This is a genomic window from Streptomyces luomodiensis (assembly GCF_031679605.1).
Classification (GTDB): Bacteria; Actinomycetota; Actinomycetes; order Streptomycetales; family Streptomycetaceae; genus Streptomyces; species Streptomyces luomodiensis.
Window position 1 is genome coordinate 6,973,837 of record NZ_CP117522.1, and the last position, 15,852, is coordinate 6,989,688.

A 15,852-nucleotide genomic window follows, 5' to 3' on the forward strand; every position below is an offset into this window, starting at 1 on the left:
TTCGGTCGTGTTCGTGGCTCAGCCGCCGTGGTTCAGCCACCGCCGTGGCTCAGCCGCCGCCCCTCAGCCGGCTCATCCGCGGCACGGCCCACAGCAGCGGACCGGACAGACACCAGCTCGCGACGGTGTCCAGCGGCCAGTGGTAGCCACACCGGACCAGCCCGGCCGCCACGGCGAGGTTCAGCACGGCGACGGCCGCCAGGAGGGGCCGCCGCAGCCGCGGGCGCAGGAGGGGGAGGAGGAGCAGCGCGGCCGCGCCGTAGGCGACGGCGGCCGTCGCGGCGTGGCCGGAGGGGAAGAACCCGGTCTCGCCCGCCAGCGGGCCGGGCGGGCCGGGGCGGTCCACCAGCGCCTTGAACGGAACGACCAGCGCCGGGACCGCCACCATCGCCACCGCGGCCGTCAGCGGCGGAAGCCACCAGCGTGGCGCCCCCGCGCGCCGGGCGCGCCACGCCACCCAGCCGACGGCGACGGCGAGGACGGGGACCGCCACCGCCGTATTGCCGAGGTCGGCGAGGAATTCGGCGACGGGGGAGGGGAACGGCGAGCCGGCGATCGCGCGGCCGAGGCGTTCGTCGTAGGTCCGCAGCGGGCCATGGGCGGCGATCTGCCAGGTGCACAGCGCGAGCAGCGCGAGCGACGCGATCAGGGCGAGGGGTGTGACGAACGACGCCCATGGCGTGGAAGGGGCCCATGGCGTGGAGGGGGCCCATGGCGTGGAGGGGGAGAGGACAGTCGGCGACCCCGGAACAGGGGGGGTGGTTCCGGGGCCGCCGTGGTGACCGGTGTGCCGCGCGCCCCGGGGGGTTTGGGGCGGGCGGCCGTCCGATCGGTGAGGAGATCCGGAGCCGGAGGCTCCAGTGGTGTGCGCGAGGGCACAGCCGGGTCGGGGCTGGGGAAGCACCGGCTCGGCATCGCCCGCAGTCCCCTGCGAGCGGGGTGTTTCTCTCATCTGGAATGACCGTACGGCAGCGCGGCCGCGCCGGACAGACCGATCACCCACCTGTCATCGGCCCCGCACATCTTCTTCACTCCACCCATCGAGCACTCACAGTCACAGCTCGGCGAAGGCGCCCTCGAGGATGTCCAGGCCCTCGTTCAGAAGGTCCTCGCCGATCACCAGCGGCGGCAGGAAGCGCAGCACATTGCCGTAGGTTCCGCAGGTCAGCACCAGCAGCCCGGCCGAGTGGCAGGCCTTGGCGACGGCGGCCGTGGCCTCGGGGTCGGGGTCCTTGGTGCCGGACTTCACCAGTTCGATGGCGATCATGGCGCCGCGGCCGCGGAGGTCGCCGATGATGTCGTACTTCTCCCGCAGCGCGGCGAGGCGGCCCTTCATGACCTCCTCGATCCGCTTGGCCTTGGCGTTGAGGTCCAGCTCGCGCATCGTCTCGATCGCGCCGAGCGCCGCCGCGCACGCCACCGGGTTTCCGCCGTAGGTGCCGCCGAGCCCGCCGGAGTGCGCCGCGTCCATGATCTCCGCGCGGCCGGTGACGGCGGCGAGCGGCAGACCGCCCGCGATGCCCTTGGCGGTGGTGATCAGGTCCGGCACGATGCCCTCGTCCTCACAGGCGAACCACTGGCCGGTGCGGCAGAAGCCGGACTGGATCTCGTCCGCGACGAAGACGATGCCATGGGCCTTGGCGAACTCGGCGATCTGGGGCAGGAAGCCCTTGGCGGGCTCGATGAAGCCGCCCTCGCCGAGGACCGGCTCGATGACGATCGCGGCCACGTTCTCCGCCCCGACCTGCTTGCTGATCTGATCGATGGCCTGCGCCGCGGCCTCCTCGGCACAGTGCTCCGGGCCGGTCGGCCAGCGGTAGGGGTAGGCGAGCGGAACGCGGTAGACCTCGGGCGCGAAGGGGCCGAAGCCCTGCTTGTACGGCATGTTCTTGGCGGTGAGCGCCATGGTGAGGTTGGTCCGGCCGTGGTAGCCGTGGTCGAAGACGACGACCGCCTGGCGCTTGGTGTACGAACGGGCGATCTTCACCGCGTTCTCCACCGCCTCGGCGCCCGAATTGAACAGTGCCGACTTCTTGGCGTGGTCACCGGGCGTGAGCCGGGCCAGCTCCTCGCAGACCTCCACATAGCCCTCGTACGGCGTGACCATGAAACATGTGTGCGTGAAGTCCGCCAGCTGCGCGGCCGCCCGTCGCACGACGGCCTCGGCGGAGGAGCCGACGGAGGTCACGGCGATACCGGAACCGAAGTCGATCAGCGAGTTGCCGTCCACGTCCTCGATCACACCGCCGCCCGCACGCACGGTGAAGACCGGCAGCACGCTCCCCACCCCACCGGCGACCGCCGCGTTCTTACGGGCGAGCAGCTCCTGCGACTTCGGGCCGGGAATGGCGGTGACGACGCGGCGCTCCTGGGGGAGGGACGGGCCTCCGGACAGTTCGGTCATGAGGGGCTCCAGGGAAAACAGGGGTCTTAGTCGCAGGCTAGGGGTGCGGCGACGGAGGAGGCATGTTCCGTTCGGGAGCGGTGCGGATGCCGCATTGTCCGCGGTGGCCATAGCCTTCATGTCCGCTTACGGACCCCGCGAGCGAGACCGTACCGCCCGGGTCGGTGAACTCCCCGCGCGGGAACACTAGATTGAGCGGTGGCGCGACAGCCGAGGAACAGCCGGTCAGGGGGCAAGGGGCAGGACATGGACACCGAGGGCACGTTCGACTCACGCAGCACACGCCACAATCCGCCCCCACCTCCGCCTCCGCAATCCCCGCCCTCCTTTCCCACCGCCCCGCCGCCGATGCCGCCGACCACGCCCCCGGCGCCCCCTGGCGCCGCTCCGGTGCCCGGAGCGCCCGCCCCCCCGTCCTTCGTCGCCTGGCTGCGAGCCCCGCGCCCCGAGGCGGGGCCGGGGGTGTGGACGTACGAGCACAAGCCGAAGGCGCCGGAGGAGCCGGATCGGATTCCCTCACGTGGGCTGATCAGTGGCGCGTTGATCGCGCTCCTGTGCACCTGGCTGTTGTGGTCGCTGATCACGAAGGGGTATCTGGGCCCCTACTGGTTGTGGCCGCTCAAGCTGCTCAACTCAGAGGACTGGTTCAACCGCAATGGTGACGCAGACACGCTCAAGTGGATTGCCAACGGCTATGAGACCCTGTGGTTCTTGATCATCGCGGCCATCTTCAGCCGCGTCGGCCACTGGTCCGAAGTCTGGCGTCGCTACATCGCGCCCCTCTTCCGGCGGGCCTGGGACGAGCCCGCCCCCGGGGCGGGCGGTGCGGTGGGGCCGGAGGGGGACCCCGTCGAGTGGCCGCACTTGCGGGCCGCGGGGGCGCACAGTGCGGCTGATCGGTTGGCGGCGGAGGCGCGGGCCGGGGCGATGAACGACGTCGACCAGGCCCGGATCGAGTACGCCTGGCAGTCCGTGCGGGCCGGGAGGAACTCCTTCGCCTCGTTCACCGACACCGTGCTGCGCCACGGCGCCGCCTCGTACGGCCATCCGTCCGGGGCGCGGGATCTGCCCGTCCGTACGGCGCGGCATGACCTTGTCGCGCATCAGGTGCGCCTCGGCACCGCCGCCGACGACCGCCGCAACCCTTACCAGCACCGAGGCGTCGGGATCGCCCTCGACCCCGAGGTGCTCGGCACCTCGCTCCTGGCCGTCGGGCCGCCCGGTTCGGGGAAGACGGGGCGGATGGTGCGGCCCGTCGTGGAGTCGCTGTGCCTGCAGGCGCTCGCCGGGCAGGTCGCCGTCGTGGCGGTCGGGGCGGCGGGGGCCGGGCTCGGGGCGGATGAGGCGTTCGACGTCGTCGTGAAGATCGGCCGGTCCGACTCCGTTTACGACTTGGACCTCTACGGCGGCACCACCGACCCCGACGAGGCCGCGGGCATCCTGGCCGAGGCCCTGATCGGCGACATGGCCGCCTCGCTGCCCGGCGGGGACAGCCGGCGCGCCGCCACCGCGCTGGCCCAGCTGCTCGGCCCCTACCGCGCCGCCCACGGCCGCTTCCCGTCCGTCCCGGATCTGCGCGAGCTGCTGGACGGTTCCAAGACGGCCATCAACGCGCTGCGCGAGGCGCTGGACGAGGCGGGCGAGCGGGCGCAGGCCCGCGAGCTGGAGGCACGGGTCCGGCAGTCCGGTGCGCCCGGGGACGTGGGCGCGCTGCTCGCGGACCGGATCGCGCTGCTGGACCGGCCCGCGTTCGCGGAATTCTTCACCACCGACGGCGACCGCCGCCCGTTCTCCCTCCGCGCCCTCGAACATCCCCTCCGGGTGCGTATCGATCTGCCCGAGCGCGGCCATGCCGAGGCGTCGCGGATGCTCGCGCGGCTGGTCCTGGCACAGTTCACCGAGTGCGCCGTGGGCCGCGCCGACCGTTCGCTGTTCGCCTGCCTGGTCCTCGACGACGCCTCGCACACCATCACCCCCGAGGCCCTGCGCGGTATCCAGCGGCTCCGCTCCGCCCACGCGGGCGCCGTGCTCACCCTCCGCACCCTCGACGACGTCCCCGAGGCGCTGCGCAGCGCGCTGCTCGGCGCGGTCGGCTGCCGGATGGCCTGCGCCGGGGTGACGACCTGGGACGGGGCGCGGTTCGCGGAGGTGTGGGGGACGGAGTGGGTGGAGACCCGGGACGTCACCGACCGGCAGATCATCGCCGAGGAGCCGTTCACCAAGGTGCTGCACTTCATCCGTAAGGTCGTCACCGGCAAGGCGGTGACCACGCAGTCGGTGACCGTACGGACGGTGGAGCGTGAGCGCTGGTCCGCCTCGGAGCTGGCCCACGCGGTGCCCGCCGGGCACGCGGTGCTGTCGGTGACCTCCGTAAGGGGCGAGAGCGGGCCGCCGGTGCTGGTGGACCTCCGCGGATGACCGGTCGTCGCTCCTATGGGTTCTCGGTCCGGGGTCCCTTACGGTCAGGTTGGTGGCGGAATCACGCCGTCATTTCCGCAGATTCCTCCATTGAGGCAGAATCGGTAGGAGCCGTTCATACGGGACGGTGAAGTCGTCGCATTCGCATCGAAGGTGCCATGCCTCCCACGCTCGCCTCGCTCGTCCGCCACCCCGGCCTCAAGCTGTCCGTGCTGGCGGGCGAGGACCGGCTGGAGACGCCCGTGCGCTGGGCACATGTCAGCGAGCTCGCCGACCCCGTGCCCTATATGGAGGGCGGCGAACTGCTCCTGATCACCGCGATGCAGATCGAGGCCGAGGACCCGGACGAGATGCGCCGCTATGTGCGGCGGTTGGTGGGCGCGGGCGTGGTCGGGCTCGGCTTCGCGCTCGGCGTCAAATACGCTGAGGTGCCGCCCGCGCTCGCGGCGGCGGCCAAGGAGGAGGGGCTGCCGCTGCTCGGCGTGCCCCGCCGCACCCCCTTCATCGCGATCAGCAAGGCCGTCTCCGCGGCGATAGCCGCCGACCAGTACCGTGCCGTGACCGCCGGGTTCGAGGCGCAGCGCGAGCTGACCCGCGCCGCCATCGGGGCCGAGGGGCCTGCCGCGCTGCTCGCCCGGCTCGCCTCCCATGTCGACGGCTGGGCCGCGCTCTACGACGCCTCCGGCGCGGTGGTCGCCGCCGCACCCGACTGGGCCGCCCGCCGCGCCGCCCGGCTCACCGCCGACGTCGAGCGGCTCCGCTCCCGCCCCGGCCCGGCGAGCATCGTGGTCGGCGGTGTCGGCGGTGTCGGCGGTGTTGGGGGCGTCGGCGGCGTCGGCGGGGCCAGGACCACGGGCGCGGAAGCGGCCGAGGACACGGCCGTCGCGGACCGGGTGGAGCTCCAGTCGCTGGGCACCGGGCGGCGTCCCCGCGGTGTGCTCGCGGTCGGCACGGGCGCGCCGCTGGGCACCGCCGAGCGCTATGCCGTGCACTCGGCGGTCGCGCTGCTGACCCTGACCACCGAGCGTTCCCGCGCCTGGCAGGAGGCCGAGCAGCGGCTCGGCGCCGCCGTGCTGCGGATGCTGCTCGCGGGCGAGCCCGACCACGCGCGGGCGGTCGCCGGACCGTTGTACGGCGGACTGCTCGACGCGCCGTTCCGGATGCTCGTCGCCGAGGTACCGTCCGGCGGCGCGGCCCAGCAGACACACGCGGCGCCCTCCGGTACGGGCGGAGTCCCGGCGGAGCACCCCGCGGAACCCGCCGCCGCGACCGCGAACGCGGGCACCAGAACGGGATCGGGCACCAACGTGACGGGCACGAGCATCGGGACAGGCACGGGCATCGGGACGGGAACAGGCGGGGGTGCGGCCGTCGGCGAACCGGGGGCGGCCGATCCGCTCGGCACGCTCGTCGACACCATGGAGGCGGCCGCGGCCCGCACCGGCGAGTCGTTGCTGGTCGTGCCCGACGGCGAGCGGCTCATCGTGCTGGCCCCGGACGGCGGGGCGGCGGCCGCGGCCTGTGCCGAGCACGCCCGCGCCGTGGAGAGCCGCCGCGGTACGAAGGCCCGCCCCCGCGACCGAGGCGCCGCCGCGCCCCAGGGCGACGAACTCGTCATCGGGCTGTCCGCCCCCGCGGGCCCCATCGCCGCCGCGGCCGCCTACCGCCAGGCGGAGCAGGCGCTGTCGGTGGCGCGCCGCCGCGGCCGGATGCTGGTCGAGCATGAGCAGGTCGCGGCGGGTTCCGTACTGCCCCTGCTCGCCGACGACGCCGTCCGGGCGTTCGCCGACGGCATGCTGCGCGCCCTGCACGAGCACGACGCCACCGGCCGGGGTGACCTGGTCGCCTCCCTGCGCGCCTGGCTCTCCCGGCACGGCCAGTGGGACGCGGCCGCCGCCGACCTCGGCGTGCACCGCCACACCCTGCGCTACCGGATGCGCCGCGTCGAGGAGATCCTGGGCCGCTCCCTGGACGACCCGGACGTCCGCATGGAGCTGTGGCTCGCCCTCAAGGCCACCTCGGTGTGAAGTGCGTTCGGCACCTCGGTCCGAAGTGCGCCGGCACTCCGGCCTGAAACCCGCACCGAGCAGGCCCTGGCGCCATAGCGCCATAGCGGAGCACGTACGGCCCCGACTGCTACGTCCCGGACAAACGCCGAGCGGGCCGGGCCCGCCTACGGTGGGAGGGGAGACACCATACAGAAGGTTCAGAAGGGTCGGGATCCACTGTGCCGGACACAAACGAAGCTGCCACCCACGCGTTCTGGCTCGCCGGCCGCAAGGCGACGGGCGAGGACACGCTCGAGGTCACGTCGCCCTGGGACGGCCGCCGCGTCGGCGCGGTGAGCGTTCCCACCGACGCGCAGATCGAGGAGGCCGTCGCCGCGGCCGACGCGGTGCGCGAGGAGTTCGCCGCGACCCCCGCGCACGTACGGGCGGCCGCGCTGGACCATGTGTCGCGCCGGATCGCCGAGCGCACCGAGGAGATCGCCCGGCTGATCGCGGACGAGAACGGCAAGCCCCTCAAGTGGGCGCGGGGCGAGGTGGGCCGTGCCGTGTCCGTGTTCCGGTTCGCGGCCGAGGAGGCCCGCCGGTTCAACAGCGGGGAGGCCCAGCGGCTGGACACCGACGCCGGTGGCACCGGGCGGCTCGCGCTGACCCGCCGCTTCCCGCGCGGCACCGTGCTCGGCATCGCGCCGTTCAACTTCCCGCTGAACCTGAGCGCTCACAAGGTCGCCCCGGCCATCGCCGTGGGCACTCCGATCATCCTCAAGCCGGCCCCGGCGACCCCGCTGTCCGCGCTGGTCCTCGGCGAGCTGCTGGCCGAGACCGAGCTCCCGGCGGGCTCCTGGAGCGTCCTGCCGGTGCCCAACGACCGGATGCCCGCGCTGGTCCAGGACGAGCGGCTGCCGGTCATCTCCTTCACCGGCTCGGAAAAGGTCGGCTACTCGATCAAGGAGTCGGTGCCGCTCAAGCACTGCACCCTGGAGCTCGGCGGCAACGGCGCCGCGGTCGTCCTGTCGGACTACTCCTCCGACGCCGACCTCGACTGGGCGGCCACCCGCATCGGCACCTTCTCCAACTACCAGGCCGGCCAGTCCTGCATCTCCGTGCAGCGGGTGATCGCGGACGCGGCCGTCTACGAGGAACTCGTGCCGAGGATCGTCGCGGCGGTCGAGGCGCAGGTCACCGGCGACCCGACCGATGACGCCACCGATGTCGGCCCGCTGATCAGCGAGGACGCCGCCAAGCGCGTCGAGTCCTGGGTCGAGGAGGCCGTCCGGGCCGGTGCGAAGCTGCTGACCGGCGGCAGGCGCGAGGGCGCGAGCTACGCCCCGACCGTGCTCGCGGACGTCCCCGCGGACACCACGATCGCCTGCGAGGAGGTCTTCGGTCCGGTGCTCACCCTGCACAAGGTGACCGGTGAGGACGAGGCGTTCGCGGCCGTCAACGACTCCAAGTACGGCCTCCAGGCAGGGGTCTTCACCCGCGAGGTGCGGACCGCCTTCCGCGCCCACCGCGCGCTGGAGGTCGGCGGCGTGATCATCGGCGATGTGCCCTCGTACCGCGCCGACCAGATGCCGTACGGCGGTGCCAAGAGGTCCGGTGTCGGCCGTGAGGGGGTGCGGTTCGCGATGGAGGACTACACCTACGAACGGGTCATGGTCCTCACCGGCCTCGACCTCTGATCCGCCTCGCCGCATCCCGTACCGCCGGGCCCCGCTCCTGCTCCGCCGCGGGGGCGGGGCCCGGCGTAGGGGCACGGCCCGCCCCGGCCGCTCCGGGCCCTCAACCGGAGAAGCCGAGGCGGGCCAGTCTCAGGGCGCCGCGCAGCGTGACGTGCAGGTCCTGGACGCCGGTCGGCGGCGCGGCCAGGGCGGCGCGGACCGTGGTGTAGGCGTAACGGCCGCCGGTGGGCGGGACGGCGACGGTGGCCAGGGTGGTGCCGTCGGCGAGATGGACCTCGACCGTCGCGTCGTCGCCGTCCCCGTCCCCGGCCGCGTTCCCCGTCGCCTCGTGCGAGGCCGCCACGGTCATCGACGTCGCGCCCGCGCCGAAGTCGCAGGCGCGGAAGAACAGCCGGCCGACCGCGTCGGCACGGGCGGCCACCGCGTCCCCGCGCACCTTGGTGCGGTCCACCAGCACGATCCCGTCCGCCGCGTCGTAGTCCGCGGCCTCCAGACCGCACCGCAGCACCGGGCGCGGCGCGGGCGGCGGGCCCTCGACCGTGACGGCGGCGGTGCGGCGGATGTCCGCGCTGGAGGCGCCCGCGTGGATCTCGTACGTCCCCGGGTCGACGGTCCAGCGGCCGTGCGCCACGTCCCAGAAGCCCAGTGCGTCTTCGACCGGCACGGTGAAGAACAGCCGCACCTTCTCGCCCCGGCGCAGCCACACCCTGCGGTGCGCGATGAGCCGGCGGTGCGGCAGCGGGACGCGCGCGCCCGGCGCGCTCGCGTAGATCTGCACGACCTCGTCGCCGTCGCGCGGACCCGAGTTGGTGACCTCGCACTCCACGGTCAGGCCCGCCTCCACGGTCAGGCCCGCCTCCACGTTCAGGCCCGCCTCCCGAGGCAGGCCCGCCTCCCGAGGCAGGCCCGCCTCCCGGGCCAGGCCGGAGTCCAGGGACGGGCCCGAGTCCTGCCGCACCGACAGCTCGCCGTAGGCGAAGGCCGTGTACGACAGCCCGTGCCCGAAGGGGAAGAGGGGAGCGCCGTCGAAGTACAGATAGGTGGCGCGCGAGGCGATGATGTCGTAGTCGAGCAGATCGGGAAGATCGTGGTCGGCGAGGTACCAGGTCTGCGGCAGCCGCCCCGCCGGTGAGACGTCCCCGAACAGCACCCGGGCCAGCGCCGTGCCCGCCGCCTGGCCGCCGTGCGCCGTCCACAGCAGCGCCGGCAGCGTATCGGCCGCGTCCCCGACCGCGTACGGATAACTGGACGTCAGCACCAGCGCGGTCCGCGGATTGGCGGCGTGGGCCGCGCGCCACAGCCGCTCCTGCTGGGCGGGCAGGGCGAGGGTGGTGCGGTCCTCGGTCTCCCGGCCGCCGATGTGCGGGTCGTTGCCCGCCACGACCACCACGGCGTCCGCCTGGGCGGCGGCGCGGGCCACCGCGTCCTCGCCGCGCTCGACGACCTCCAGCCGGAAGACGGTCCCCTCCTCGCCGCCGTCACGCTCGGCAACCTTCAGCCCGCCCGCGGCGACACAGACGTAGCCGCCCGTCCCCGCGTGCCTGAGGAGGTGTCCGTCGCGGTGCGCTTCCAGCGTGAACGTCTCCTGGACCACCCAGCCCCCGGGCTGCTCGGCCGCCGCGCGGACGAATCCGTCCCCGGCCACGGTCAGATAGCGGCCGGAGGGCGCGCGCAGGGTGAGCACACCGCCGCCCCAGTCGGTCATGGCCAGGTCGGTGGCGGTGTCGCCGATGGTCAGCGGCGGCAGATCGGTACGGCCCTCCGTATGCGCCGGGTTGAGCGAGCTCTCGTCCGTCCGTTCCGCGTTCTCCGCCTCCCCTTCCGCATTCCCTTCCGCCGCCGCGTCCGGCACCCGCACCCAACCGGCCGCGGTGCGCAGCCGTACCGTGTCCAGGCCGTCCGCGAACACCACCCGGTCCGCGCCGAGCCGTTCGGCCAGCGCCTCGCGCGGCGAACTGCGGCGGATCAGACTCCCGCTGTACCAGTCGAGCTTGCACTCGTCGGCGAGCGGACCGACGACGGCGAGGGTGCGGACGGCGCTGTGGGAGAGCGGCAGCAGACCGTCGTTGACGAGCAGGACGACGGCCTGTTCGGCGGCCTCCTGGGCGAGCGCGCGATGGGCGGGGGTGTCGAAGGCACCGCCGGAGCCGTCCCGCGAGCCATCGGAGCCGTGGGAGCCGTCCCTCGAACCACCGGAGCCATCAGAGCCGTCGGAACCGTATCCGAGCGGTCCGGCAGGGCCGTCCCCCGGCGGGGCAGCCCCATTCGCCGGTCCGGCCAGGCCGTCCGCCGGTCCGGCGGGTTCGTCGAACTCGCCCAGCGCACACCGCATCGCCAGCAGCCGCCGCACCGCCGTATCCACCGTGGAGGCGTCGATCAGCCCGCGCTCCAGCGCGCCCCGCACCCGCGCGACCGTCTTCGACGCGTCCTGGTCGTGGTCGGTGAAGCTGTCCACCCCGGCCAGCAGGGCCGCGGCGATGGCCTCCTCATGGGTGTCGAAGTAGTGCTCGGAATCGACCAGATTGGACGGCGCGCCCGCGTCGGAGCAGACCACCAGATCCTGGTCGGTCCAGGTGCGCAGCTGGTCGCGCAGATACGGGGAGACGTGGTTGGGCCGCCCGTTGACCAGGTTGTACGCGGGCATCACCCCGGCCACCGCACCCGCCCGCACCGCCCCGCGGAAGGCCGCCAGATCGTATTCGTGCAGCACTCGCGGCCGCACGGAGGAAGAGGTGGTGTCCCGGTCGGTCTCGTTGTTGTGCGCCAGCCAGTGCTTGAGGACGGGCGCGGTGCGCCAGCGCTCCGGATGGTCGCCGCGCAGCCCGTGGGTGTAGGCCGTGGCCAGGGCCGAGGTGAGACATGGGTCCTCGGCGTACCCCTCCTCATTGCGGCCCCAGCGCGGATCGCGCAGCAGATTCACCGTCGGCGACCACACATTGAGGCCCACCCGCGGATCGCGTGCGCGCATCGCCCGCGCCTCGCGGCCGACCGCCTCGCCGACCCGCCGCACCAGCTCCGCGTTCCAGGTCGCGCCCAGGCCGACGGCCTGGGGGAAGACGGTCGCCGGGCCCATCCAGGCGACACCGTGCAGCGCCTCCTGCCCGGTACGGAACGGCGCGAGGCCGAGCCGCTCCACTCCGGGCGCGAACTGGTGCAGCATCGCGATCCGCTCATCGAGCGTGAGCCGGTCCAGCAGATCGTCCACGCGTATGCGCACGGGCAGCCGCGGATCGCGGAAAGGCGGCCGGGTAACCGAATCCCCATTCGGTTCGTTTCTCCGGCCGCGCGGCACAGGTGCGGCATTCGTGTCCGTCTGCGGCCCGGTTGCCGCGCGTCCGTCACTCACGGGTACGCATCCCCTTACGCCGTTGGTCGGAGGTGTCACGTACAACCTGATGCGCCATCAATTCGAAGCGCTTCGATGCTGAGCGCACCCTACCGGCCCTGTCAAGGCTCAACGGCACAACGTCGCCCATCCGCCCCCAGGGTCACTCAGGCCCTCGGAGGCCAGACGTCCGATGATTCTTTTCGGCACCGCTCTTGCGCGACCTCACCCCCCCACTTAACCTCAGCGCAATATCGAAGCGCTTCGACCATCAGCGACCATCAGTCGTACGGCGGGTACGCCACGAAGGGTTGACGCAATGCCGAACTCCCAGGCTTCGGCCTCCACTTCCTCTCCCAGCCGGAGAACCTTCCTGGCCTCCACGGCGGTCGCCGCGGCGGCCGTCGCGGGAGGGGCTCCGCTGCTGTCGGGGTGCTCCACCGAGGAAGGCTCCGGTAAGGGCGGCACCACCTCCGGCAAGGAACTGAGGAACCTGCTGCCGGCCTATGTGCCCTCGAAGGTGGCGGACCCGGACATCCCCAGCGTCAACGGCTCCAGCCCCGGCTACACCAAGGCCCCGCCCGCCGCCCGACTGGTCGCCTCCGTGCCGGGCAAGCCCGGCCACGGCGGCGGCTACACGATGTTCGCACCGCTGTGGGGCACCCCGCCGCCCAAGAACAACGCCTACTACAAGGCGGTCGACGACGCGCTCGGCGCGACCATCGACCTCCAGCCTCAGGACGGCAACACCTACGGTGAGAAGCTCAGCGCCGTCCTCGCCTCCGGCGATATCGCCGATATCGTGACGATCCCGCTGTGGGAGATGGGCGGAAGGATCCATGGCGCGGTCAGCGCCAAATTCGCCGACCTGGGCCCGTATCTCTCCGGCGACAAGGTCAAGAAATATCCGAACCTCGCCGCCATCCCCACCGCCGCATGGCAGATGTCCGTCTTCGGCGGCAAGCTCCGCGGGCTGCCGATGCCGTCCCGCCCGCTCGGCGGCGTCGTTCCGTACTACCGCGAGGACATCTTCACCAAGGAGGGCTACCAGGTTCCCAAGAGCCCGGATGAATTCCTCGCCCTCGCCGAGGAGATCACCCGGCCCAAGAGCAAGGTATGGGCGTGCGACGACATGTGGTGGTCGGCGCAGCGGTTCTTCGGCTGTCCGGGGGAGAAGCCGTACTACTGGGTGGAGGAGAACGGCAAGCTCGTCCACAAGGTCGAGACCGAGAACTACCTCGAGGCCCTGGAATGGTGCCGCAAGCTCTTCGCCGAGGGCTACGTCCACCCGGACGCGGTGGCGGGCAAGGCCAATGACGCGCTGACCCGCTTCACCTCCGGGCAGACGCTCTTCTACAACGACGGCGACGCCAAATGGTACGGCGCCACTTTCGAACAGGCCCGTGCCCACCCGGAATTCAAGATCCAGGGAATGGACTGGTTCGGCCCCGACGGCGGTGACCCGGTCATCTATCTCGACCCGCCCGCCCAGATCTGGTCCTTCCTCAACAAGAACCTCGCCAAGGACCGGATCGAGGAAATCCTCGCGCTCGCGAACTTCATCGCCGCGCCCTTCGGCACCAAGGAACAGCGTCTCATCGACTACGGCGTCGAAGGCGTGCACCACGACATGAAGAAGGGGGTGCCGGTCAAGAACGCCAAGGGCGTCAAGGAGGTCCAGGACACCTACCGCTTCATCGTCTCTCCGCAGGCGAGCGTGGCCTATCCCGACTTCCCGCAGGTGGTCGAGGACTACTGCGGCTGGATGCGGCGGATGGGCACGTTCGCCAGGAAGCCGCTGTTCTACGGGATGCAGATTCAAGAGCCCAACCGCTACGCCTCGCTCTACACGCCCTTCGAGGATCTCGCCAAGGACGTCACCCGCGGCCGTAAGTCGGTCAAGGACGCCCAGCAGGCCGTCAGCGACTGGCGCAGCGGGGGCGGCGACCGGCTCCGCGACTGGTACGCGAAGCTCCTCGACCAGAACGGCAGCGGCGCCTGATGGCTCTGGACGTCCGCGGCCGGGCGCGAACCCGCGGTGGCCCGGCCGGACGCGGCACGCCGGCCGGTCGCATCGGGTGGTGGCACCGGCTGCGCCGCGACCGCACCCTGCTGCTGATGGCCGCGCCCGCCGTCGGTCTGCTGCTGCTGTTCAACTACGTGCCGCTGATCTGGACCACGGTGGCCTATCTGGATTACGACCCGTTCACCCAGGGGCTGTGGACCAGTCCCTGGGTGGGCCTGGACAACTTCACCCTCCTGTTCGAGGACAGCCGCTTCTGGGACGCCTTCGCCAACACCCTCTCCATCACCCTCATCCAGCTGGTGCTGTTCTTCCCGGTGCCCATCGCGCTGGCGCTGCTGCTCAACAGCGTGCTCAGCGACCGGATCCGCGGTCTGGTGCAGTCGATCCTGTACCTGCCGCACTTCTTCTCCTGGGTGCTGGTCATCACCATCTTCCAGCAGATGCTCGGCGGCGCCGGGCTGCTCGCCCAGCAGCTGCGCGCCCATGGGCACGAGGGCTTCGACCTGATGACCGACCCGGGGGTCTTCAAGCTCCTGATCACCGCCCAGCTGGTGTGGAAGGACGCGGGCTGGGGCGTGATCGTCTTCCTGGCCGCCCTCTCCGCCGTCAACCAGGACCTCTACGAGGCCGCGGCCGTGGACGGCGCGAACCGCTGGCGCCGGATGTGGCACGTCACGCTGCCCGCGCTGCGCCCCGTGGTCGCCCTGCTGCTGGTGCTGCGCGTCGGCGACTCGCTGACCGTCGGCTTCGAGCAGATCCTGCTCCAGCGCGACGCGGTGGGGCCCGGCGCCTCGGAGGTCTTCGACACCTATGTGTGGTGGGTCGGCATCGCCAACACCGACTACGGGATCGCCGCCGCCGGCGGTCTGATCAAGGGCGCCTTCAGCCTGGTGCTGGTGCTGATCGCCAACAAGGTCGCCCATATGCTCGGCGAGCAGGGGGTGTACCGGAAATGACCGTGACCGAGCGGATCGCGGCCCGGCCCACCCCGCCCGCGCGCCCCGACCGCCCCCCGCGGCGCCGTCACGGCAAGCGCCCGGTGTGGGAGGAGGAGCCCGGCAAGGTCGGCCAGGGCCTCAAGGGGGCCACCCTGGTCGGGGTGTGTCTGGCGATCCTCGGCCCGCTGTGGGTGGTGATCGTCACCAGCCTCTCCGACCAGAAGACCATCACCGACGCCGGCGGGCTGGTGATCGTCCCCAGGACGGTCACCTTCCGCGCCTACACCGAGCTGCTGAGCGGCGGCACGGTGACCCGCGCGACGATCGTCAGCCTCGCGCTCACCGCCGTGGGCACCGTGATCAGCACCGCCGTCTCGGTCCTGTGCGCCTACGGACTGTCCCGTTCGGGGTCCTTCCTGCACCGGCCGATCCTGCTGGTGCTGCTGGTCACCATGTTCTTCAACGCCGGTCTCATCCCCACCTACCTGCTGGTCACCGGCGTCGGCCTGGAGGGCAGCTACTGGTCGATGATCCTGCCCGGGGCCGTCTCGGTCTTCAACGTCCTGGTGCTGAGATCGTTCTTCCAGAACATCGCGCCGGAGCTGATCGACAGCGCCCGGATCGACGGCGCGGGGGACTGGCGGATCCTGTTCCGCATCGTCCTGCCGCTGTCCAAGGCGGTGATCGCGGTGGTCTCGCTCTTCTACGCGGTCGGCTACTGGAGCCAGTGGTTCAACGCCATGCTCTACCTCAACGACCAGGAGATGTGGCCGCTCCAGATGATCCTGCGTCAGCTGGTCATCAAGCAGCAGGCACCGCAGGGCATGTCCCAGATGATCTCCACCCAGCAGATCCCGGCGCTGTCCGTGCAGATGGCCGTCATGGTGCTCGCGCTGATCCCCGTCGCGGTGCTCTACCCCTTCGTCCAGAAGCACTTCACCAAGGGCATGCTCACCGGCGCCGTCAAGGGCTGACGCGGCGTGCCCCCCGTCCCCAGCGCTCCCGACATCTCCGACATCCCCACGCCCCAGCCGACACGAGACGAGAGCCGGT

The 15,852-nt window shown here is 72.1% G+C and carries 9 protein-coding genes; 6 read left to right on the forward strand and 3 right to left on the reverse strand.

The window, feature by feature from the left end; all coding sequences use genetic code 11:
- Nucleotides 1-49 precede the first annotated feature (49 nt).
- Both PS467_RS29550 and gabT read right to left on the reverse strand, forming a co-directional pair.
- On the reverse strand, nucleotides 50-952 hold the full coding sequence (locus PS467_RS29550) for a phosphatase PAP2 family protein (protein WP_311037764.1): 903 nt from the start codon (nucleotides 950-952) through the stop codon (nucleotides 50-52).
- Nucleotides 953-1,054: 102 nt separating this feature from the next.
- Nucleotides 1,055-2,404 (reverse strand): 4-aminobutyrate--2-oxoglutarate transaminase, encoded by a 1,350-nt coding sequence (gene gabT / locus PS467_RS29555; RefSeq protein ID WP_311037765.1) that lies wholly within the window; start codon nucleotides 2,402-2,404, stop codon nucleotides 1,055-1,057.
- Nucleotides 2,405-2,650: 246 nt separating this feature from the next.
- On the opposite strand from gabT, the gene PS467_RS29560 reads away from it, so the two are divergent.
- From PS467_RS29560 to PS467_RS29570, 3 genes are all read left to right on the forward strand, one after another.
- A complete protein-coding gene (locus PS467_RS29560; protein ID WP_311037766.1) occupies nucleotides 2,651-4,822 on the forward strand; it encodes a type IV secretory system conjugative DNA transfer family protein in 2,172 nt (723 codons plus the stop codon).
- Nucleotides 4,823-4,980: 158 nt separating this feature from the next.
- Nucleotides 4,981-6,849 carry a PucR family transcriptional regulator ligand-binding domain-containing protein gene (locus PS467_RS29565; protein ID WP_311037767.1) on the forward strand — a complete coding sequence of 623 codons (1,869 nt, stop codon included), beginning with the start codon at nucleotides 4,981-4,983 and terminating at the stop codon, nucleotides 6,847-6,849.
- A 200-nt stretch (nucleotides 6,850-7,049) separates the two neighbouring features.
- Entirely contained in the window at nucleotides 7,050-8,510 is a 1,461-nt protein-coding gene (locus PS467_RS29570; RefSeq protein WP_311037768.1) for an aldehyde dehydrogenase family protein, read from the forward strand.
- A gap of 100 nt (nucleotides 8,511-8,610) precedes the next feature.
- On the opposite strand, the gene PS467_RS29575 is transcribed toward PS467_RS29570, so the two are convergent.
- A complete protein-coding gene (locus PS467_RS29575) occupies nucleotides 8,611-11,727 on the reverse strand; it encodes a glycoside hydrolase family 3 C-terminal domain-containing protein (protein ID WP_311037769.1) in 3,117 nt (1,038 codons plus the stop codon).
- A 427-nt stretch (nucleotides 11,728-12,154) separates the two neighbouring features.
- On the opposite strand from PS467_RS29575, the gene PS467_RS29580 reads away from it, so the two are divergent.
- From PS467_RS29580 to PS467_RS29590, 3 genes are read left to right on the forward strand one after another with little or no spacing between them, the layout of a single operon-like run.
- A complete protein-coding gene (locus tag PS467_RS29580; RefSeq protein WP_311037770.1) occupies nucleotides 12,155-13,837 on the forward strand; it encodes an extracellular solute-binding protein in 1,683 nt (560 codons plus the stop codon).
- The gene (locus PS467_RS29585; RefSeq protein WP_311037771.1) at nucleotides 13,837-14,817 is read left to right on the forward strand and encodes an ABC transporter permease; all 981 of its coding nucleotides are present in this window, start codon (nucleotides 13,837-13,839) and stop codon (nucleotides 14,815-14,817) included. Before PS467_RS29580 ends, PS467_RS29585 begins: the two co-directional genes overlap by 1 nt.
- Nucleotides 14,814-15,773, forward strand: coding sequence for a carbohydrate ABC transporter permease (locus PS467_RS29590; protein ID WP_311037772.1), 960 nt, complete (start codon nucleotides 14,814-14,816; stop codon nucleotides 15,771-15,773). Before PS467_RS29585 ends, PS467_RS29590 begins: the two co-directional genes overlap by 4 nt.
- The last annotated feature ends 79 nt before the right edge of the window (nucleotides 15,774-15,852 follow it).

Excerpts from the sequence above, each read along its gene's own strand:
- PS467_RS29550 (WP_311037764.1), bottom strand. The coding sequence starts at position 952 with ATGAGAGAAACACCCCGCTCGCAGGGGACTGCGGGCGATGCCGAGCCG.
- gabT (WP_311037765.1), bottom strand. The coding sequence starts at position 2,404 with ATGACCGAACTGTCCGGAGGCCCGTCCCTCCCCCAGGAGCGCCGCGTC.
- PS467_RS29560 (WP_311037766.1), top strand. The coding sequence starts at position 2,651 with ATGGACACCGAGGGCACGTTCGACTCACGCAGCACACGCCACAATCCG.
- PS467_RS29565 (WP_311037767.1), top strand. The coding sequence starts at position 4,981 with ATGCCTCCCACGCTCGCCTCGCTCGTCCGCCACCCCGGCCTCAAGCTG.
- PS467_RS29580 (WP_311037770.1), top strand. The coding sequence starts at position 12,155 with ATGCCGAACTCCCAGGCTTCGGCCTCCACTTCCTCTCCCAGCCGGAGA.
- PS467_RS29585 (WP_311037771.1), top strand. The coding sequence starts at position 13,837 with ATGGCTCTGGACGTCCGCGGCCGGGCGCGAACCCGCGGTGGCCCGGCC.
- PS467_RS29590 (WP_311037772.1), top strand. The coding sequence starts at position 14,814 with ATGACCGTGACCGAGCGGATCGCGGCCCGGCCCACCCCGCCCGCGCGC.